At 40.9% G+C, this 22,271-nt stretch carries 14 protein-coding genes; 5 read left to right on the top strand and 9 right to left on the bottom strand.

Features of this window, described 5'->3' with window-relative positions; genetic code table 11:
• Window positions 1-56 precede the first annotated feature (56 nt).
• Complete coding sequence (locus ACLI1A_RS02170; RefSeq protein WP_411405604.1) at window positions 57-704, top strand: response regulator; 648 nt, start codon at window positions 57-59, stop codon at window positions 702-704.
• A gap of 73 nt (window positions 705-777) precedes the next feature.
• Here the strand turns inward: ACLI1A_RS02170 and ACLI1A_RS02175 are convergent, their stop codons facing one another.
• From ACLI1A_RS02175 to recF, 9 genes are all read right to left on the bottom strand, one after another.
• On the bottom strand, window positions 778-1,635 hold the full coding sequence (locus tag ACLI1A_RS02175) for an energy transducer TonB (protein WP_411405606.1): 858 nt from the start codon (window positions 1,633-1,635) through the stop codon (window positions 778-780).
• Between the two features lie 207 nt (window positions 1,636-1,842).
• Entirely contained in the window at window positions 1,843-2,406 is a 564-nt protein-coding gene (locus ACLI1A_RS02180; RefSeq protein ID WP_411405608.1) for an RNA polymerase sigma factor, read from the bottom strand.
• Complete coding sequence (locus ACLI1A_RS02185) at window positions 2,397-3,503, bottom strand: glycosyltransferase (RefSeq protein WP_411405610.1); 1,107 nt, start codon at window positions 3,501-3,503, stop codon at window positions 2,397-2,399. Before ACLI1A_RS02185 ends, ACLI1A_RS02180 begins: the two co-directional genes overlap by 10 nt.
• Before the next feature lie 58 nt (window positions 3,504-3,561).
• Entirely contained in the window at window positions 3,562-5,043 is a 1,482-nt protein-coding gene (locus ACLI1A_RS02190) for a LytR/AlgR family response regulator transcription factor (protein ID WP_411405612.1), read from the bottom strand.
• Window positions 5,040-5,600 (bottom strand): hypothetical protein, encoded by a 561-nt coding sequence (locus ACLI1A_RS02195; RefSeq protein WP_411405614.1) that lies wholly within the window; start codon window positions 5,598-5,600, stop codon window positions 5,040-5,042. The genes ACLI1A_RS02190 and ACLI1A_RS02195 overlap by 4 nt, the downstream gene beginning before the upstream one ends.
• A gap of 353 nt (window positions 5,601-5,953) precedes the next feature.
• A complete protein-coding gene (murB, locus tag ACLI1A_RS02200; protein ID WP_411405616.1) occupies window positions 5,954-6,967 on the bottom strand; it encodes a UDP-N-acetylmuramate dehydrogenase in 1,014 nt (337 codons plus the stop codon).
• A 43-nt stretch (window positions 6,968-7,010) separates the two neighbouring features.
• Window positions 7,011-7,679 (bottom strand): DUF2461 domain-containing protein, encoded by a 669-nt coding sequence (locus ACLI1A_RS02205; protein ID WP_411405618.1) that lies wholly within the window; start codon window positions 7,677-7,679, stop codon window positions 7,011-7,013.
• 74 nt (window positions 7,680-7,753) lie between these two features.
• Window positions 7,754-8,341: a hypothetical protein gene (locus tag ACLI1A_RS02210; RefSeq protein ID WP_411405620.1), complete on the bottom strand. Its 588-nt coding sequence runs from the start codon at window positions 8,339-8,341 to the stop codon at window positions 7,754-7,756.
• A 101-nt stretch (window positions 8,342-8,442) separates the two neighbouring features.
• Window positions 8,443-9,522, bottom strand: a complete 1,080-nt coding sequence (gene recF / locus ACLI1A_RS02215; RefSeq protein ID WP_411405622.1) for a DNA replication/repair protein RecF — start codon at window positions 9,520-9,522, stop codon at window positions 8,443-8,445.
• A 141-nt stretch (window positions 9,523-9,663) separates the two neighbouring features.
• On the opposite strand from recF, the gene ACLI1A_RS02220 reads away from it, so the two are divergent.
• The 4 genes from ACLI1A_RS02220 to ACLI1A_RS02235 all read left to right on the top strand — a co-directional run.
• Window positions 9,664-10,464, top strand: coding sequence for a tetratricopeptide repeat protein (locus ACLI1A_RS02220; RefSeq protein ID WP_411405624.1), 801 nt, complete (start codon window positions 9,664-9,666; stop codon window positions 10,462-10,464).
• 2 nt (window positions 10,465-10,466) lie between these two features.
• Window positions 10,467-10,958, top strand: coding sequence for a 6,7-dimethyl-8-ribityllumazine synthase (gene ribH / locus ACLI1A_RS02225; protein ID WP_411405626.1), 492 nt, complete (start codon window positions 10,467-10,469; stop codon window positions 10,956-10,958).
• Window positions 10,959-11,608: 650 nt separating this feature from the next.
• Window positions 11,609-17,467: a pre-peptidase C-terminal domain-containing protein gene (locus tag ACLI1A_RS02230; RefSeq protein WP_411405628.1), complete on the top strand. Its 5,859-nt coding sequence runs from the start codon at window positions 11,609-11,611 to the stop codon at window positions 17,465-17,467.
• A 311-nt stretch (window positions 17,468-17,778) separates the two neighbouring features.
• Window positions 17,779-22,271: GEVED domain-containing protein (locus ACLI1A_RS02235; protein WP_411405630.1), on the top strand; the 4,493-nt coding region annotated here is incomplete at its 3' end.

A 22,271-nucleotide genomic window follows, 5' to 3' on the forward strand; every position in this document is an offset into this window, starting at 1 on the left:
TAATTTGGTGCTGGGGAAACAATTTTTGGGTGCCCTTTTCAACTAAGGAGGCGAAGATGGAAATATTGCTTGTAGACGATCATCCTTTTACTATAGAAGGATATCAAAATGTAATGAATAATACCTTTGTGCCACAGCCGTTTATTACTGTGGCAGGAAGTTGTGATACTGCCTGGGAAGCCATACAAAGGATTCAGGTAGGAAAAAGTTTCAACCTGGCAGTGATAGACCAAAGCTTGCCGCCAAGTCCGCAGCATAAGCTTAATAACGGTACTGATATAGCACTGTTACTTCGTAAAGTTATGCCCGATTGCAAAATAATAATGGTTACGGCGCACAACGAAATATTAGTGCTGTACGACATTTTTAAAAAAGCCGAACCTGAAGGCTTTATTACTAAAAGTGAACTTACGCCCCAAAAACTTAGTGAAATTGCTACACGTATAAACGATGGGGACACATATAAAAGCCCGGCAATAAACAAGAGCATTAGTCAGGTATGGATGAAAGAGCTAATGGTAGACGATACTAACCGACAAATTCTCTTTTTTATGGCAAAGGGATACAAAGCCATGGAACTGGCCGATTTAGTATTCCTATCAGACAGTAGTGTGCAGAAACGTATAGCCAGCATGAAAAAAGCATTTAATGTTACTGATAACAACTCGTTAGTAAAAGAAGCTATTAACCAGGGCTTTTTGTAGAGTTTGTGTCAATATGCATAATAACAAAACCCTGCCTCCGGGCAGGGTTTTTCGCGTTATAAATATGGACTGATTAATGAATATTAATAGTTATAGGCAGGTTGTAAGCGGTGCGTACAGGCTTGCCATTTTTAATGCCGGGTTTCCATTTGGTTTTCATTTTTTGCAGCACCCTTACTGCTTCTTTACCTAAACCAAGTGCCGGACTTGCATCTCGGGTAACCTTAACATCAGTTATGCTGCCGTCTTTTTCTACCACAAACGATACAAATACCTTAAAGCTCTGTTCCTGGTCGCTTGCCGGTACATTGTAGTTGCGCGCTACTTCCTTGTAAAAGTTTTTAAGCCCGCCCGGGTATTCCGGCATTACATCTACAGCGCCGGTAGGCACGGGGCCTTCTTCGCCTGTACCTACAGCAGGTGAACTGCCTGTGCCACCTTCTACTCCAGGGCCGGTGGTGTTAAGAGGGTCGCCGGCACCATCTGTACCTTTTACATCTTCCTGTCCCGGGTTTTTGTCTGTAAAGTCATCCATTTTTGGAGGATCTGCTACAGGGTCAGATGTGGCTACAAGTTTATCGTTAAACTTTACAACATCCTTTACCGGTGGTGCAGCAGTGGCCGGTTGTTGCTGTTGTGCAGGTTCGGGTTTTGGAGGTTCTGTTTTAAAGATTAAATCGTCTTTGCCCAGGTCGGTTATAACAATTTTAGGTTCCGCCTCGGTAGTTACAATTGCTGTTTCATCGTTAGAGAAATAGTTTACTGCTGCCGGTATGCACGCTGCCATGCCCAGTAAGCCTATGCCACTAAAAAGGGCAATCATGGTATTGCGTGATTCTTGTTTACGAAGCTGGTATGCGCCGTACTGCTGGTTTCGGCCTTCAAAAACAAGGTCGATCCATGCGTTTCCAAATACATCTACTTTAGACATAATAAATGGTGATTTTAGGTTTGTAAATTATTTATATTAACTACAACGATATAGTAGGCTTGCATATTATATGCCATTTTATTGTGTAGCTGTTTATAAATACTTAAAATCAGTGTTTTATTGAATAAAGGAACGTAAAACGAAAAAAGTGCGCAACAAAGCACACAGTTTTAGGCCGGCGGGTTAAAATTTTTATGAAAAGTGTACCTATTTTTTTTTCAGTATTTCGAGCAAAAGCTTTTTGGCACGCAAAATTTTTACTTTTACGTTGTTAAGCGGCTCATTAAGCTGACTGGCTATTTCCTGGTAACTCAGCTCCTGAAAATAGCGCAGTTGTATAACTTCCTGGTACTGGGGTTTTAGATGGCGTATGCATTGCAAAAGGTGCGACAGGTTTTGCTCACGTATAAGTAAATCCTCGGCGGTAGGGGAGCTGTCTGCTACGTTTTGGGCACTGCTGTCTTCGTCATCGGTAATTTCTACAAATATTGACGATCTCTTTTTGCGCAGCATGTCTATATGTACATTTTTGGCAATGCTTATCAGCCAGGTATTAAAAGCGTATTCGGGATTATAGGTGCTTATACGATCAAAAGCCTTTGAAAAGGTTTCTATTACAATGTCTTCTGTGTCGGTTTCATTCTGTGTACGCTTCAGCATAAAGGCATATACCTCGTTCCAGTAAAAATCAAGCAAGGTGGTAAAGGCCACCTGGTCGCCTGTTTTCGCTTTTTCTATATGTTGCTGTATGCGCTGGGAATTTATTGCCAATGTACCTTCTTTGAAAACAGGTTAGCTGCAAACACCTGCAGTTGTGTGAAGATAAGCATTATTTCCATAAAAGGGAACCAGTAAATGGTATCTTTTTCATTAAGTTTAGCAGCGCTTTGTGCCATTACTATCCAGCAGATAAGGTAACGGAATACAATAACGGGAACTAAAAACATCCAGTTAAACTGCATGGCTATAAGGGTTGTCATAAATATGAAGAATAATACCTGTAGCCACACAAATATTTTTAGCCTCACCTGGTCGCCGGTTTTAAAGAAGGATGTAGTGTAAGCGGCTTTGCGTTTTTCCATAATCCAGCTTTTATAGCTTACAGGAGCATCACTAAACGTAAAGCTTTCGGGGGTGTAGCATACAGCGGTATTTTTTCCGGTGGCAGCCTCGTTTATAAACAGGGCATCTTCGCCGGTACGTATGTTCATATGGTTTATGTAGCCGTTCCTCTTAAAGAATTCGTCTTTTTTATAAGCCATGTTTCGCCCGTCTCCGCTAAAAGGCAGGCCACTTTTTGCCCATGCAAAACGCTGAGTGGTATTTACAAGAGCATCAAAACGGATAAGTTTATTTACCAACGAATTTTTTACCAGCCTGTAGGCGCTAAAGCCCAGTACTATGGTTTTGCTCATGGTAAACTGCGATGCCATGTGCATAATCCAGTCCGGACCAGCAGGTTGTGTATCGGCATCTATAAACAGCAGGTATTCTTTACGGGATGCTTTAATACCCAAGGTAAGAGCGTACTTTTTATTGCCCCAAAAAGCCTCATTGTTTTCTACTTTTACCAGCCTGATATTGTGGTATTGTTTTTCAAAATCTTCAAGAATGTCAATACTTTCATCGCTTGAAGCGTTATCTATAATCACCAGTTCAAAGTCAGGGTAGTTTTGTACCGCCAGTTTAGGTACCAGTGTTTTTAGTTGCTCGGCATTATTTTTTGCAAGTACAATAACCGATACAGGCAGTTTCTTTTGGGTAACCTGTTGTGGTCCCGCAAAAATAAACCTGCCAAACACACCAAGGTAATAGGCAAGCTGCAAAACAATTACACCAATAAAAGTGTAGAAAATAATTTCGGGCATCAGGGTCTGAATTTTGCGGCAAAATTACTGCTTTTAAGATTATTTTATCATAAAAAAATCAGAATTTAAAATTGCGCGATGTAGGTACTTCTTCTTTGTTTTTTAGCACAACAAATCCGCGGCCGTAAGTAGCTATAAAGTTTGTGTTTACAATATATGACCGGTGGCACTTTACAAAGTTAGGTGGCAGTTCTTCTATAATCTGCGATATTTTGCCGCGTACCAGGTGTTTTTTGGCATCGGCATTAAATAAATGAAGATAGTGGTCTTCGGCTTTTATGTACATCAGGTCATTCAGGTACACTTTGGTGTTGTCCTTTAAGGTAATGTGCTCTTCTGTCACTATGCTTTTTACCTTTTCCAGTTCTTCTACTGTTTTATGATGTATGCGTTCTATAACCTGTTTTTCTTCCTGTACCTGCAGTTTTTCTTTTTCAAGGGTACGTTTGTGGCGATCCAGTTTTTTCCAGCGTACAAATGAGTATAGGGCTAACAGGAATACAAGAAACAGCAGTATCCCGAAAACCAAGCGATTTTTGTAAAATTTGTCTTTAAATAATTCCAGGTTGCTTATTTGCCTGTCCTTTTCATCGGCATTGTATTTTTGTTGTGCCTCGTGTATGGCTATGTTTTGTGCCTCATCGTTTATTTTAGCCTCAAGGTCCATAAACAGCTTTTGGTAGTGGCGTCGGTTTGGCTGGTCATTCAGGGCATCATAGCTTTGCATAAGCTTTTTGTACAACACCCGTTTTGTTTTTAGCTGGTAGCGTGGTAACGGAATGGTTTCGGCCAGTTTCAGCCACTTTACTGCAGAGGAATAGTTTTCCTGATAAAAATAGGTGAGGCCTGTATTGTAATGATGAGAGAAAGTATTGTAAGTGTCGCCTTCTTTTTTTGCGTAAAATAACGATTGATCTAAATAATTGCGCGCAGCAGTATAGTCCTCATTGTTTAATGCCACCACAAAAAGGCCCTTATAGGCTTTGCTCAGCGGAATGGGCTTTTTGCTTTTCTTGGCAAAGCGTAATGCGGTTTCAAAAATGGTTCGGGTAGAATCCAGGCGATATTGTTTTGGTATGCTGTCGTTTTCCCATACATCCAGTGCATCGCTGCCAAATTCATAATATGCCAGTGCCAACCGTTCATCAGAATGGGTTTTCTGTGCAAAACTAAAATATTCGGATATAAAGTTGTTATTAACAGACTTATAGTGCTCCTGAGAAGATACAATGGTATGTATTTCCAGGGCAAGGTCGTTTGCAGCGGTGGTAAAACCACTTATTTCAAAAAGTTTTTTGGCATTAATCAATACCTGGGTAGCCTTTTCTTCCTGGTTAAGATATTGTAAACAATGGCCTACGTTATAAAGTATTCCGGCGGCCTGTATTGTGGTCGCCGGATAATTTTGTGGTATATGAGCCAAATATCCTCCGGGGTCTTTTTCTACCCTGGGGTCTGCAAATTGTTTTAAATCCTGCCCGTAGACAGATGACAACAAACTGCTAAGGGCGAATAAAACCAGGAGTGTTATTCTTCTCATTTGAATGCTATAATAAAGAGCATTGTGTCTTTTTTAGTAAGGCGTGGTTGCACATGCGCGGCCGGCTCGGCAACCACTTTAATAGAATCATCAATTGCGTAATTACCAGCAGTAGGTGAGCCAGAGTACAATTCCGGATAGTTTATTACCGGTGCATTGGCGTTAGCCGCCCGGCTATTCCATTGAAAGTTAATTTCTTCAAGGTCTTCCTGTGTGCATACGCCGTCCTGTAAGTATTCCAGCCTTTGGGTAAAGTAAGTAGAAAGGTTATCAAAGTTGGTTTGCGTGTCTTCGTTAAGGCTCATAATCCTTACGGAGTCACCCACTTTCCATTTATAGGTGTTGTCTAGCTCAAAAGTTACAGTCATAGGGTAGCCGGTGCCATTATCGGCGGTGTTGTTTACTATGTCGTAATAACGATAGGCTATGCCCTTATAACCCGAAGCGCTTTGAAAAAGTTTGCCCGGAGTTACTGCCCTGAAGTTTGCTGAAGCCACATCAAGCGTTACCGAAATGTATAGCTTTCCGGTAGCCGCATTTAACTTAATTGTGTCCATAATTGTAAGGTGGTTTTAGAATTTTTAATTCAAGGTCTAAAAATAGTAAGAATGCTTTTGGTTTACATCATAATGTTTGGTTTGTTAAAGATTAGTTTTAAAAAAAATACCCCGAAAACTATCGGCGGCTAATGCCGGGGGGTGCCTTTGGTACCCGGGGTGTAATCGCGATTTGTTAGGCCAAAAGAACAACACACCAGTGTTTTATGAAAATAAATGTCGTGAATGGCGTGAAATGCAACGCCAAATGCGGCAGCTTTACCGTGTGTGGTGCATTTTGCGACACATGAATACAGGGATAAACAAAAAGCCACCCTTTTGGGCGGCTTCAGTGTTTTGTGTTGTAGAGCTGTTTATATAACGTTTACTTCGGCTTCTATGGCTATGCCGTAATTTTCAAAAACGGTTTGTTGTATTTTTTCAGACAGGTTAAGTAATTCCTGACCGGTAGCATTACCGTAGTTAACCAGTACAAGTGCCTGGCGGGCATGTACACCGGCATCACCAAAACGGCTGCCTTTAAAACCGCTTTGTTCTATGAGCCAACCTGCCGGAACCTTTATCTCGGTGTCGCTTACCACATAGTGGGGCATAGTGGGGTGCTTTTTATACAACGCGTCAAACTGCGTCTTACTGATCACCGGATTTTTAAAGAAGCTGCCACTGTTGCCCAGTTCTTTCGGGTCGGGTAGCTTGCTGCTTCGAATGGCAATTATGGCATTGCTTACATCCTTTATAGTAGGGGAGGTGATGTTGTTTTTTGTAAGCTCGGCTACAATATCGCCATAAGCTGTGTGTATTTTATGGTTTGTTTTACTAAGTCCAAACGTAACCGAAACTATAATGTACTTCCCTTTTAGTGCTCCTTTAAAAATACTCTCCCTGTACCCAAACTCGCATTCGGCATTGGTAAAGGTGCGCAGTGTTTGTGTGCTTATTTCCATGGCAAGGCAGCTTACCATAGTATCTTTTATCTCTACGCCATACGCACCAATGTTTTGTATGGGAGTAGTGCCCACATTACCGGGAATAAGCGACAGGTTTTCTATACCGCCGTAGTTTTGGGCTATGCAGTATTGTACAAAGCTGTGCCAGTTTTCGCCGGCCATAGCGGTTACATTAGCCGTATTGTCATCCTGGCTAACTACCTCTATGCCTTTAAGGTTTACGTGTATTACCAGTGCATCTATATCCTGTGTAAGCAGCATATTGCTGCCGCCACCCAGTACAAACAGCTTTTTGCCTTCGTTTTCTTTTAGTACGATAGCCAGTTCTTCAATGGTGGTTACTGATACAAATTCTTTTGCGTTTGCGGCAATGCCAAAGGTGTTAAGGTCTTTAAGAGGATAGTTTTTTAAAATCTCCATAGCGGATGAAAACGTGTTTATATACAGGTGCAAAAATACGGTTTTACTCTTCGGTAGTAAGGCCGCGGTTTAAAAAATCATTCAGCGGTTTTAGCACAGCAAGCTTTGCCACGGTATTTTGAATAAAGTTTTTAGACAACAGCTCTTTATCACTTATGGGAGCCTGGGCTATAAAGCTTTTAAGCTTAAGGAATTCGGCTGCCGGATGGTCCTTTTCAAAACCTTTCGGGGTGGTTTTCAGGGCATCTTCAGTACTAAGGGCTTTAAAAATAGTTTTGAAGTCGTTGTTAGCTACTACTTCCTCAAGGTCTTCGTAAAAACCGTCTATTTCGCGGCGTACTTTTTTCAGCGCATCGGGTTGCGGGCAGTACAGTCCGCCGGCTATAAACGATTTGCCTTTTTCAATATGCATATAATATCCGGCAAGGTTATCGTGCTTAGCGCCCGGGTACATCCATATACCCATATTGGTTTTATACGGTGCTTTGTCTTTGCTAAAACGGATGTCGCGGTTTATACGGAACGAACAGTCTTTAAACTCAAGGTGCGAAACGGCTTCGTCATACTTGCCCATTTCGGCTATAAAGGCTTCGGTAGTGGCTTTGTAGTCTTTTTTATAATCGGCATAGCGGTCCTGGTGTGCCTGGAACCAATCGCGGTAATTGTTTTCTCTAAGGTCTTCCAGGAACTGTAGGGTAGTAGTTGTTATCATTACAATGATGTGATTTGCGGATTTAAAGATACAAATAAACAGATTACAGTTATCCTCCGTCTAAACGGCATAGTTTAATTGTAAAAATTATGGATAATATTCTGGAAATCCTTTGTCTTTTTATACTTATAGTTGTTTACGGATAAATCCATTTGCAGATAAAAATTTTCCTTTTTTGATATAATGACGTATGAATAATACCTGAATTCCTTTTTATTAGACCTGAATACAAAATCGTTTACCTGTCCATTTTTAAGTTTGTTTTCCATAATATAAGTTACATACACTATGTGGTTTTTACCATCAAATACTTTTTTAAGATTACCTTTTTCTTCCCTAAGTTTTTCTTCAACAATCTTTAGAGGTTTTTGTCTAAGAAAGAATGGAGAGATGGAATATGTTAAATAGTTCTCATCTAAGGTATCTATATAGAAACTTACAGGATTTTTTTTGTCATAAAATTGAAAGCCTTTAGCTTTTAAATAGTTATAATAACTTTCTTTTTTATAATAGCTTGGTATGATGATACTTTTTAAAGAAGATTCAGTTGGGGTTATGTTGTCTTTTTGTTTTTTAAAAGACATAAAAAGTAATACAACCATTAAGAAACAGAGTCTTTTTATAAAAGTTTGTATGTTATTCTTTTTTAATACTGTTTCCATTGGTTGTGTTTTTGGTTTGTTACCGATAAAGTTTTATCTGAATTTATTACTGTATAGGCTTCCTGTTTTTAGTCCATTTTTCCGGATTACCAAAAATAACCCTACAACGTAAAAATCTTATAGCTTTGGTGGGTTTCCTTTACTATGGCTTCGGTGCGGTCAGTGTGGGTGTCGCTTATAAAAATCTGCCCGAATACCTTATCGTCTATCATCTGTACTATGCGGGCCACACGGGTTTCATCGAGCTTATCAAAAATATCGTCAAACAGCAGTATGGGCAGTACGCCGCTTTGTTGTTTAATAAACTCAAACTGCGCCAACTTTAGTGCAATAAGGAAGCTTTTTTGCTGCCCCTGCGACCCAAACTTCTTTATAGGGTGGCTGCTTATTTCAAACAGCAGGTCGTCTTTGTGTATACCCACGCTGGTATATTGCAGTACGCGGTCGCGCTGCAGGTTTTCGTCCAGCAAAGTGAGTAAATCGTTTTTATGCAGGTGGCTGTCGTATATTAGGGCTACTTCCTCGGCCGAGTCGGTAATGGCGTTGTGGTGCTTATTGAATATTGGCACAAAATCATTTATAAAGGCTTTGCGTTTTTCATAAATATGCTGTGCCATGCCGCTAAGCTGCTCGTTGTATATATATAAGGTGTCGCGGTCAAAGGTGTGGTTAAGTGCAAAATACTTCAGCAGGGCATTACGTTGGCTAAGCACTTTTTGGTAATTAATAAGCTCCTGTAGGTAAGCGGCATCGAGCTGGGAGATAACACTATCCAGGAATTTTCGGCGCGTTTCGCTGCCCTCTATAATAAGGTCGCTGTCATACGGTGAAATCATTACCAGCGGAATGAAGCCAATGTGTTCGCTAAAGCGGTCGTATATCTTGCCATTGCGTTTCAGTACCTTTTTTGAGCCTTTTTTCAGGCTGCATACTACCTGCTCTTTACGACTGTCTTTTTCAAAGGTGCCGTCTATTACAAAAAAGTCTTCGCCGTGGCGTATGTTTTGCACTGCCAGGGGGTTAAAGTAGCTTTTTCCGTTAGCCAGGTGGTATATGGCGTCGAGCACATTTGTTTTTCCTATGCCGTTGCGGCCGGTAAAACAGTTTATCTTTGGGTCAAACTCATAGGCGCCCTCGGCAATGTTTTTGTAATTAAGGAGTGATAAACTTTGTAAGTGCATTGTAAACTGAACTGAATATGAAAACCTTCCGCCAAAAGGCCCGGTTTTTTTCACATGCTGCAAATTATTGAAAAATATCCATAAAAAGGTATTTTAATTTTCAATAAAAATTTTATTTTTGCGCTCACTAAAATAAAATAAATGGCTACATACAACAAAAGAGGATACAAGGCGCCGAAACCCGAAGTGGAAAAAGAGGCAGTAGAAGTAGAACAACAGCCGGTTGAAGAAACATTTGACGGCAACAGTACTACAGCTAACGTATTTAACTCACTTGATGCGGGCGCTTCTAAAACAGAAGAATGGGTAGAAAAGAACCAGAAGACTATTTATGTAGTGCTTGCGGCTCTTATTGTTGTGGTAGTGGGCTACCTTGTTGTAGACAGGGTAATGATAACCCCGAAAGAGGAAGAAGCTGCTAACGAAATGTACCAGGCAGAACAATACCTTGACCAGGCGTTAACCGCAGAGAAATCTAAAGATTCTCTATTTAATCTTGCCCTTAATGGTGGTGAAGGTAAATTTGGTTTCCTTAAAATCATTGAGGAGTATGATGGTACAGATGCTGCTAACCTTGCTCATTATTTTGCAGGTACAGCTTACCTTAATACCGGTAAATACAAAGAGGCTGTAGAACAGCTTGAAAAATTTGACGCTAAAGACGATGGTCTTAAAGCTTCGGCTATTGGTGCTAAAGGTGATGCTTATGTGCAACTTGGTGGTAATGCTAACCTGGAGCAGGGACTTAAGTTTTATGTTGACGCTGCCCATGTAAGCGATAACGATGTGTTTACTCCACGTTTCCTTTTTAAAGCAGCTCAGGTGTCTGAAGCGCTTAACAAAAAAGCCGATGCTCTTAAATATTACACTGAAATTAAAGACAAATACAGTGCTTCTCAGGAAGGTATGCTAATAGATGCGTACATAGCCAAAGTAGAATAAGTATGGCAACAGAAAATAAAAATTTATCTAATTACGATAAAAACACAATCCCAAACACGAATGGACTTCGGTTTGGGATTGTTGTTTCAGAATGGAATGAGAACGTTACAGGTGGCATGTATAAAGGTGCTGTAGACGCCCTGCTGGACAATGGTGTGCCTCAGGATGCTATTGTAACCTGGAACGTGCCGGGCAGCTTTGAGCTGGTGTACGGTTCTAAGAAAATGATAGAAACCCAAAATGTAGATGCTGTAATAGCTATAGGCAGTGTTATACAGGGTGAAACCAAACACTTTGATTTTGTGTGTGAGGCGGTGTCTCAGGGCATAAAAGACCTGAATGTACTTACTGATGTGCCGGTTATATTTTGTGTGCTTACAGATAATACTATGCAGCAGGCTATAGATCGTAGCGGCGGTAAGCATGGTAATAAGGGTACAGAGGCTGCAATTGTGGCTATACGTATGGCGCATTTGCGTAATTCATTGCTGTAAACTGAGTTTGTAAAAGAGCTTTTTACGTCGAAACAGGATTTTTTAAAAAGCTGATATGTGTGTATTTATTTGAATTATAGATAATTAGTTTATTGCTTGATTTTGAATCTATTTAGATTTTGTCAGAAATCAGTATTTAATTAGCTTATTTTTTAAAAACTACATACTTATATGCTGAGTTAGTCGTGTTTTGCATAATAATCTTACATATTTATAAATAGTGTTAAAATACCCGTTAAAGGGTATTTTTTTTTACCTGAACTTTTTATAAGTTTATACTGTATAAAATGGGCGTCTGATATCCACAATTTCAAATGGGCGGAACGATGTCTTCACATGGGGGTGTGATTTATACAATGACCATATTCAATTTATTATTACAAGTTGTCTTGAGAGGTTAATACCTTGAATGGCAGTTTAACGGGCTTTTGTCTCCGGCAGAAGGGTTGTATAGGTATGTCTTTTTGTACCGTACAATTCAGCTTTCTGCGCGTGGAAAAAACTTGTGGGTGGATAATTATATCTGCTTGTGTCAGTGCATGGCATTAGCCTCTTTTGATGGCCTGTAGTAAATAAACGGATGACCACTGGTGTAATATGCTTACACCACGTGGGGTGGATTTTATTGTCTTTTTACAAAAACAGAAACCATGATATTTAGAAACTTTAAAATGTCAAATGCATTGGGCAAATACACTGTATTGCTTTTTATGCTGGCCGTAATTTGGCCTTCCTGCGCGCAGGTAATTGTTGATCAGCAATCATTTAGTGGAAGCACGATTCCTTCCGGCTGGACCGGTAACAACATTATTGTTTCCGGCGGCTACGCTAAGTTTGCTACAGTAGGTTCGTCTCTTACTACACCGTCTTATAATCTTTCGGTGTACGGGGGAGTAACCCTTTCGTTTGAGCTGGCTAATGAAACTGCTTCAGCCGGTGGGCCCATAACTATAAATATATCTTCTGACGGAGGTGCCAGCTGGAATGCCCAGACCATGGTAACACCATCGCCTTCAGGGGTATTCTTTTTGAGTTATACCAGCCCAGTAAACGTTTATAGTAATAATGTTAAGATTAACTTTAGTAAACAAGAGGGATCAGGTCCGCTAAAGTTCCGTACGTTTAAGATAGAAGGGGTGTACCAGCCCCAGCTTATGCTTAACGGTAGCCTTACAGAAGATACAGTAGCAGGTGCTACTATTGTGGCAGACCTTACAGTAGGTAATTTTGCTGCTACCCTTGATAAAAACTACTTTTCACTTGTAAATGCCCCTTCGGGATTATCTATAGCTTCAGTTACAAAAACCTCAGATGTACAAGCTGTAATAACATTGGCTTCAAACAATACTGATTTTGATGTTAACTATGATTTCGGGGTTAGCATTGCGGCTAACCAAACATTGCAGGGATATGCAGTAACGTCGTTTAATACGGTGCCGCTGCTTGCCCATTTAGAAAGTCTTTCATTTACACCATTGGTAAGGAGCGGGCTTAATTATTTAGTAGGTAACGGGCCTTCTATAGCTAAAACATTTACCATTTCAGCAGCCGATGTAGCACCGGGCCCTGGTGGTGTTACCATTTATGGAAATACTTACTATGAGGTTTCGGTTACCGGGCCTACAACAGGTTTTGGTAGTACTGCTGTTATTACTTATGATAGTGCTAATGCATTTGCAACTAATGTGTTTTATGTTCGCCTTAAGGCAGGTCTTGCTGCCGGAACGTACAATACCCAGGCAATAACAGTAGTGGGAGGTAAAGCTACTGTACAAATGGCTGTAAACGGAAAGGTTATAGGCTCTACAATTACAAACGACACCTGTGCTTCGGCTGAGTCTCTGGAATCTTTTTATGGTAACATAACAGGGTCTCTTGCAGGGAGTACTTATACAGCATTAACCGGAGGTGATAGTGCAAAAGATGTATGGTATAAATTTTATGCATCGTGCCCCGGTACATATAGTATAACGCTTACGGGCTCTAACGGTAATGCTGATTTGTTCTTATTTAACTCGGCTTGTCCTTCTTCATTACTAAGCGCCGTGGCAAGTGCACAAACAACTAATCAAACCGAGGTACTTGAATATTTTGTCCCACAATCAGGTAACTACTATATTAGGGTTGCCGCTATGGACTATCAGGCCGAAGGAGGTTTCCTTCTGGATTTTCATAAGCTTATGGAAGCCCCTGTAGTGAGTGTAGGTGGTGCTGTTAATAGTATTACAACATCATCGGCAGTTATTAGCGCAGCGCCTCAGGTAAGTTGTGGTAGTACAGGTTATGGTATAGAGTATAGTGTAACGAGTGATTTTGAACAAGGTACAGGTTCGGTGCTAAGTGCGTCAGGACTGGATTCAGGAAGTTATAGCTTATTGCTTAGTGGGCTTTCGGCAGGTACTACTTACTACTTTAGGGTATGGGAAACCGGCCAGTATGGTACAGGTTATGGCCCGCTTCAAAGTTTTACTACCGGGCAAACTACATTAGGCCAGCTTGCTACAGAGGCTCCGGTAGCACAGTTACCTACAAACGTAACTATTGGTTCGTTCAGGTCGCGTTGGTTTGATGATAACGATTATAACTTTAAGCTCGATGTAAGCACATCGCCTACATTTGATACAACATTGCTTACAGAAAACTTTAGCGGTTTCTTTGGTAGTGGTACAGTACAGGTAACGGTGCCTGATGGATATTTCCAGCAAAGTGGCTGGAGTGTAGACAATGTGTATTCAGGGCCTGGTAAGGCAATAATAGGCACTGATACCCTAACGGGGTCTGTAACAACACCGGCTTTACAGCTTTCGGGTGTAAGTGGCGATACGTTTATAACTTTTGACTTAGAGCGTTATGCAACCGAAATAACAAAAGTACAGGTAATGTTCTCAGCAGACGGTAGTACTAACTGGGTGCAGCTGGGACCTGACCTTTCTGTTGCAGATACTGCTCAAACTTTTGTGTTACCTGTAACAGGTGGTACTGCAAGTTCTAAAATTAAAATACAAAGTACAGCTACAGCACCGGGAAAAAGATTTTACCTGGACAATGTTTCGGTTACAAACTTCTCGGGTACTATATATAATATGACGTATGCCAGCCTTATTTCTACAGCACAGAGTGCTGAAGTAAATGGTGTAAGCGGACTTGTATTTTACCGTGCTGTAAACTCTTTACCGTCGGGTACAACATATTACTATAGGGTTAGGGCTGAAAGTCAGGGTGTGTACTCTGTGCCATCGGATGTAGTTTCGGTAAGCACGCTTACAAATAACATACAAAACGGTATTCTGTATGTAAGGAAAGGACAAACCGGTACTGGTGAAAGCTGGACGAACGCTATGGGCGAACTTGCCGATGCGCTTTATACAGCTAAGGAACTTAACGATTCTGCGCCAAACACCATCAGGCAAATATGGGTGGCTACCGGAAAGTATAACCCAATGTACAGGCCGGATAACTTTAGCAACGCAGACCCTAACGACAGGGATAATGCTTTTGTACTTGTAAAAGGTGTTTCTATATACGGCGGATTTGAAGGTTATGAAACTTCAATTAACAACAGGCAAAATATGCCGTTTACCAGCACAAGCGGCGAGGCAATACTTAGTGGTAAGATAGGGGAAGAAGGTGATTTTGATAACTCTTACCATATAATACTTGCTCCTGGCCTTGGCGATAATTCGGGTGTGGTAGTAGATGGTTTTGTAATACGAGATGCCATGACAAATGGTACCGGTTATATAACCAGTAACGGATACAACATTCAGCGTTATAACGGTGGTGGTGTTTATAACGTAAACAGCGGATACGAACTTAAAAACAGTATTGTAGAAATAAACATTGCTACAGGTAACGGTGCCGGTATTTATAATGAAAACTGCGGAAACAGTATGGTAATAAATACGGTTAGGGTTAAAACAAATACAGCCACTTCGGGTGCGGGTATTGCAAACGTAAATGGCTCGCCGGTAATAAAATCAGCTGAAGTAACAGGGAACACGGCTTCGGCTTCCGGTGGTGGTATTTATAATGAGTCATCATCAGCAAGTATAACAGATTCTTCGGTTTCTCAAAACAGTGCTATTTCAGGTGGTGGTGTTTATAATATTCATACAGGTGCAGTGCTTACTAATGTGGTGGTTTCATTAAACACAGCCGATTATGGTGCAGGTGTGTACAACGCGGTTTCTAACCACACGTTGCTTAACAGGGTAAAGTTGAAGGATAATTCGGCTAATTATTATGGTGGTGCCTTATATGTAGAAGGTGATACAGAATTGCAGGCAAGCGGTACAGATAGTTTTGTTAACTGTCTTGTTACCGGTAATACGGCTTCTGCTAAAGGAGGTGTGCTTTATTATGAAAGTGGAAACAATACTGCATTCTCAGGAATTACCGCAGGGCCGGTATTTACAAACTGTACATTTGATGCTAACACTGCCGGTACTGCGGGTGGGTTCTATTATTATGACAACCAGGGTGCTGCTGTGGCTCCTGCGGTTTTCAGGAATTCAATAATAATGAGTGGTACAGGCAGCTTTGCTGATGCAAGTGCCAGTAGTGGCATAGATGCTGCAATTTTTAGGAATGTACTTACAGATCAGGCAACGCTGGGTCAAAACTACAACTCAGGTAATAATTTATTGTCGTCTAACCCTCTTTTTGCAAATGCTTCGCTTGAAGATTATGAATTAGACACAGATAGTCCGGCGGTTAATGCCGGTGATACTGATTATTATACAGGAGGACAGGTGCCGAACCTTTACAATATTACCACAGATTATGCAGGTAATGATAGGGTATATGATGGTTTTATAGATCTTGGTGCTTATGAGTGGCAGGAAGAAACTCCGTGTGTTTATCAAACCGTATGGGATGGTACATCGTGGAGTAACGGCGAACCCGACTCTATAGAGTATGCAGCAATTTTTGAAGGTGATTTTACATCAACAGAAAGCCTTACAGCGTGTAGTGTTACCGTAAATAGTGGTATTGTAAATATATTATCTGGTCATAGTCTTAAGGTAAAAGGTGCGGTTACCGTAAATTCAGGCGCCCAGTTAATTATAAATAATAATGCTGCGCTTGTTCAGGTAAATAATATACATAATACAGGGTCTATTAGTGTAATTAAGAATGCTAATCCATTATATAGGCTTGATTATACATTATGGTCTTCTCCTGTAGATGGACAAAGTTTAGGAGATTTTTCTCCGCTTACTGTTTCTACCAGGTATTATGAATATAAGTACGGCTACGATGGTTCTGATTGGGTGGAAGTTTACTGGCCAATACCAGGTAGTACAATATTTAGTAAAGGTAAAGGGTATCTTATAAGAATGCCAAACGCATTACCCTCTGTGCCGGGTTATGCTGAAGGAACGGCTAGTTATGTATTTACCGGTACTTTTAACGGTGTTCCAAATAATGGTAATGTAACAGTTGACTTGTCTACTTCGGCCGGTAGATTTACAGCGGTGGGTAACCCTTATCCGTCTCCTATAAGTGTTGCAGATTTCTTTGCGGCTAACAGTGGAGTTCTTGATGAAGCTTCACCAATATATTTATGGAGAAAGAGAAATAACAGTAATGCTACATCATACGCCACGCTTTCGCTGGCAGGATTTGTTGCTAATCCAGCTCTGGGGGGTGGTGCAGGCCAGGCACAATTTTTTACCGGTCCGGTAAATACATGGACGCTTTCGCAAGGTCAGGGCTTTTTTGTAAAAACTAAATCGGGTGTTGCTACTCCGGTACTAAGGTTTAACAACAGTATGCGCCGTCAAAGTCCGGGTACCGCACAGGCATTTCTTAAGTCGGCTCAGCAGGATGCTTCCGTTGCAAAAGTGTGGTTAAATATTTTTGCGGAAGACGGAGTTACAGCAGCGCAAACTGCAATAGTGTATATGGACGGCCTAACCACCGGAATTGACTACGGTTATGATGGTAAAATGATGTCGGGTGGTAATGTTCAGATCTATTCAATATCTGATTCGGATAACTTTACAATTCAGGGAAGGCCATCGTTTGAGGTTTCAGATGTAGTTTCAGTGGGTTATAATGCAGTTTTGCCAGGTACTTATGTAATAAGTGTAGACCATACAGAAGGTGTATTCTCAGAGGGACAAGCAGTTTATCTTAAAGATAAATTACTAAATACCATACACGAAATAACTACAGGTGAATATTCGTTTGTTACTGAAGCCGGAACTTTTGACGAAAGGTTTGAGATAATCTATTCTGCATCGGCACTTAGTGTAGATGATATTACAGCACCACAGCTAAATGGTGTGGTAGTCTATAACAATAATGGTGTTATAAATATTAATGCCGGTACATTAACTATTACGGATGTAAAAGTTTATGACATACGTGGAAGGGTTATTTATACTTCTGGTAATGTAAATAATACAAAAACGCAGCTATCGGGGCTTGCGGCACAAAATGAAGTGCTGCTGGTAGAGATAGCTACGGATAAAGGTAAGACGACGAGAAAAGTAATTTTTTAAATAATCGTTAGTTCTGTTTTTGTTAAATACCGGCTCCCCGTAAGCCGGTATTTTTTTGTTAATTTTTAATAAAATTATTCTTTGTGGTTGTTTTATAGCGGTTTATGTTGTTTATGTTGGTTTTTAAATGTTAAAAATGTTAATGAAATTTTACGACTATGTTAATTTTAACATATTCAAAACATCAATATGTTAAAATTAACCAATACCGAAAACGTTTTAGTTGTTTATTAGCTAAAAACACCTATATAAGTTAAATTATTATGTATTATTTCTATTTTTAAGTTAAATAATCAAAATAATTTAGCTTAATGGAAAAAAACTACAAAACTTACTATTGTTTTGCGGCTTTTTCTGCTTTAGGGCAGGGAGAGTTAGGCAAAGCAGGGTGGGCAAAATTGAAAAAAACGGGCGTACTAAGTTTGTTATTTCTTTTTTTGTCTGTTGCTCAGCTTAATGCCCAAACGTACTCAATAGTAGGTAGCGGTACTGCTTCAAATGGCAGTTCGGCTTATCCCTGTCCGCTTGGTAATTATTACTATGGTAACAGGACACAAATGTTTGTTACTGCGGCACAACTTACTGCTGCAGGAATTAGCTCGGGTAACTACATTAACTCGTTAGGGTTTAATGTAAGTGCGTTAAACGGAGTTGCTACACTTAATAGTTATACTATAAAGGTGTATACTACAACAGCTGCTAACCCCATTTCATCGGGTTGGGTTACCAGCGGGCAGGTGGCTACCGGAAACGTGGGTAACGTAACTGTAACAACAGGTTGGAATCAATTAAATTTAGACGGAGGCTTTACCTGGGATGGAACCAGTAATCTCGTTATTGAAACCTGTTTTAACAATACTGCCTGGACCAGTAATCCGGGTGTTGTATGGACTACAACTGGTTTAGGAACCGGTACTTGGTCCAGATGGTATCGTGCAGATATATCTGGCGTTTGTAGTAGCACAGCAACAACAAACACAAGTGCTAGTACAAGGCCAAATATTCGTTTTGGTTGGCTTGCTGCCGCTCCGAGCTGTGTGCAACCTACATTTCCTACTATTGTTTCAACCGGGGGGACTACTGGAAACATAAGCTGGACAGCTTCTGCCAGTTCTCCTACAGGTTATGAGTATGCCGTGACAACATCGGCTACTGCACCTGCGAGCGGAACTGCTACAACAGATACTTCAGTTACAGGAGTTACATTGACCCCAAATACAACGAACTACCTTCATGTACGTACTAACTGTTCGGGGACTTATAGTGCATGGGCAAGTAGCTCATTATATATAGGGTATTGTATACCGGCTCCTACAAGTCAGGACGGAAGTGGTATTACTAATTTTACTCTTGGTGCTATAAATAACACTACTGGTAGCGAGAGTGGTTACTATGGTAACTATACAAGCTTATCTGCCAGTGCGGGACAGGGAACTACCCAGCCATTTAGTATTACATATTCTACAGGTTTTACTTATGGTACAAAAATATGGGTTGACTGGAATAATGATTATGATTTTACCGATTCGGGAGAGTTAGTATACACAGGGCTTTCTGCTGCTAATAACCCTACAACTTTAACGGGTTCATTTGTTGTTCCGTCAGGGGCATCATTAGGGGCACACCGTATGAGGGTGGGAGGAACCGATAATGATTCGGGCCCAGACACTCCTTGTTATGCAAGTTATTATGGTACATTTGAAGATTATACTTTAAACGTAACGGCACCGCCGGCTTGTTTTACACCAACTAACCTTACAGCAGTTCCGGCTACCTATACTTCTGCTACTGTATCGTGGACGGCTTCGCCTACTTCTACGGCGGGGGGGTATATCTATTACTATTCTACTACAAATGATATAAGTACTGCCGCAGCAGGCACTACTTCGTCTACCAGTGTTACACTTACAGGTTTATCTTTTGGTACTACTTACTATGTGTGGGTTAAAACCGATTGTGGCGTTGACGGTTTAAGTGAGGTTGTTACCACATCATTCTATCAGGGATATTGTGTGCCAAGCTATACTTATACAGGATATAATATTTTGAGTTTTAGTACTACAAATGGTCTTAGTACTAACATAAGTAATACTACTGCACAAACAGCTGCCTATTCTAATAACGTATCCAGTATGGCAGGTGTAGACCAGTTTGCGGGTAGTTCATTTAACTACAGTCTTACCGTACCGGGTTATACTGATGCTGAAATATGGATAGACTGGAACCAGGATATGGATTTTGCAGACGCTGGCGAGCAGATGTCGAGTCAAACTGGTTACGGTTCTGGTAATACTACATACACAGGGACTGTAACCGTGCCAAGCGGTACTGCAAACGGTACTTATATAATGAGGGTGCGTAGCAGGTATTATTACTATGCATCATCACCATGTGATAACTATTATTATGGTGTTGCGCAAGATTATAGGATTACTATTTCAGATCCGCCTGCTTGTGCGCCTGTTACAGGTTTTACAGCCAGTGCCGTTTCTTTAACAAGCGCCGTGCTTTCATGGACTGCTTCCTCAAGTTCTGTTGCAACATATATATATGCTTACTCCACAACTAATGACGTAACTACGGCCACTACAGGAACTACTTCGGATACAGGTGTTACAATTTCCGGTTTAACTACCGGGGCTACCTATTATTTTTGGGTACGCACTGCGTGTACAAGCGGTATATCAAGTAGCTGGGTAACATCGTCTCCTGTACTTTTAAACTACTGTACGCCTTCTTCATCATATACCGGTTATAATATTAATTCATTTGTTACAGCTTCCGGATATACAAATATTAATAATACAACTGCTCAAAATACTGGTTATGCAAGCCTTACTACTCAGTTTGTGAGCCAAAGCGCTGGAGGCGCATTTACATATACGCTTAATGTACCAGGCTATACTGATGCTGAAATTTGGGTAGACTGGAATGGGGACCTTGATTTTAGTGATAGCGGCGAACAAGTGGCATCGCATACTGTTTATGGTGCATCGACTACTAACTTTACGGGTACCATTACAGTGCCTACAGGTACTGCAAACGGTAGTTATGTAATGAGGGTGCGTAGCAGGTACTATTATTATGCAGCATCACCATGTGGTAATTACTATTATGGTGCTGCCCAGGATTACACCATTACAGTAGCTGATCCGCCTACGTGTCCTAGTGTTACGGGGCTGTCTATAGTGCCAACAAGTTTAACCACGGCTACTGTGAGCTGGAATGCTACAACCCCTGCTCCGCTTCAGTATGAATATGCTGTAACAACATCTTCTACTGCGCCAAGTTCGGGTACTTTATTCACAACGGCTACCAGTGTTACAGATGTAGCTGTAACATCAAATACAGTAAATTACCTTCACGTACGTGCTGTGTGTGATGGTTCTGTAGGTTTCTGGATTACTACTTCGCTTTATGTAGGATATTGTATTCCTTCTAGTGTGTATGGTTGTACAGACCAGGATGTTATAGCCCGGGTTATACTGAATACACTTGATAATCAAACCGGTTCTTCATGTCCGGGTGGTACTACAGGTTATTCTGATTATTCTTCAAATCCATCGCTTACTACTACACTACAGGCGGGAGGTACATATAACTGTACAATTTACTCTGATTATTGGAGCGAAGGTTATGCTGTATGGATAGACTATGATGATGATGGTGTTTTTGATAATGCCACAGAACGTATCGGTTATTCTGCAGGCACAATAGGTAATTATTCTTCTGCTACATTCCCTATTTCGCTTTCTTGTACGCCTCCTGTAGGAACACACAGGATGAGGGTTCGTGCAATGTATAGTACAAATGGTGTAGATGTAACACCTTGTACAGGTAATAGCTATGGTGAAGTAGAAGACTATACCATTACTATTACTGCTCCAGATCCGTGTCCTGCACCACATAACCTTGCAGTTAGCAGTACATCAATCTCAACAACAGGTGCTACGCTTACCTGGACTCAGGGATGCGAAGAAACAGTGTGGGAAGCAGCTATAGTGGCTAACGGTGCCGGTACACCTATAGGTGCTGGTACATCTACAACAGCTATGAGTTACTCGGCTACAGGCCTTTCAGCAAGTACTACATACCAGTTTTATGTTAGGTCGGTATGTGAAGCTGGAGTAAGTTATAGCACTTGGGCTGGTCCATTTACATTTACAACCAGTCCTATTAATGATGTTTGTAGCGGTGCGATTTCTCTTGAGTCGCAAGTGTCACCTCTTACAGCAAGTACAACAAATGCTTCTCATGATTTTTCTCCATCTTGTGATGTATCAACTTCACCTGATTTGTTCTATTCAATTTCTGTGCCTCAGGGTTATACAGTTAATATAACGCAAACCAGTAATGATTTTGATTCTGTAGTTTCAGTATTTTACGGAAGTTGTGCTTCGCAAACATCGATTACTTGTTTTGATGACCCGGACGATATTGCTGTATCATGGACAAATACTACCGGAAGTACACAAACAGTATACTGGGTAGAGGATGGCTATAATGGAGGTTCAGGCTCATTTACTCTTGTTTGGTCTTTAACAGTGCCAACTTGCTTTACATGGACGGGTGCTACCAGTACCAGCTGGACTACAGGCTCTAACTGGTGTGGCAGTGTAGTGCCTACAAGTGCAGACGATGTTGTTATTGCCGATACTGCTAACGACCCTGTAATAGCTTCGGGCGTGGCTTATGCACACAACCTAACCCTCGGTGCAGGTGCTACGCTAACCGTAAGTACAGGCGCTACACTTAGTGTAGACAACATACTTAGTGTAAACCCTACAGCAACCCTAACCGTGCT

Origin of the sequence: Flavobacterium sp. RHBU_3 (assembly GCF_046613565.1) — a bacterium.
GTDB lineage: Bacteria > Bacteroidota > Bacteroidia > Flavobacteriales > Flavobacteriaceae > Flavobacterium.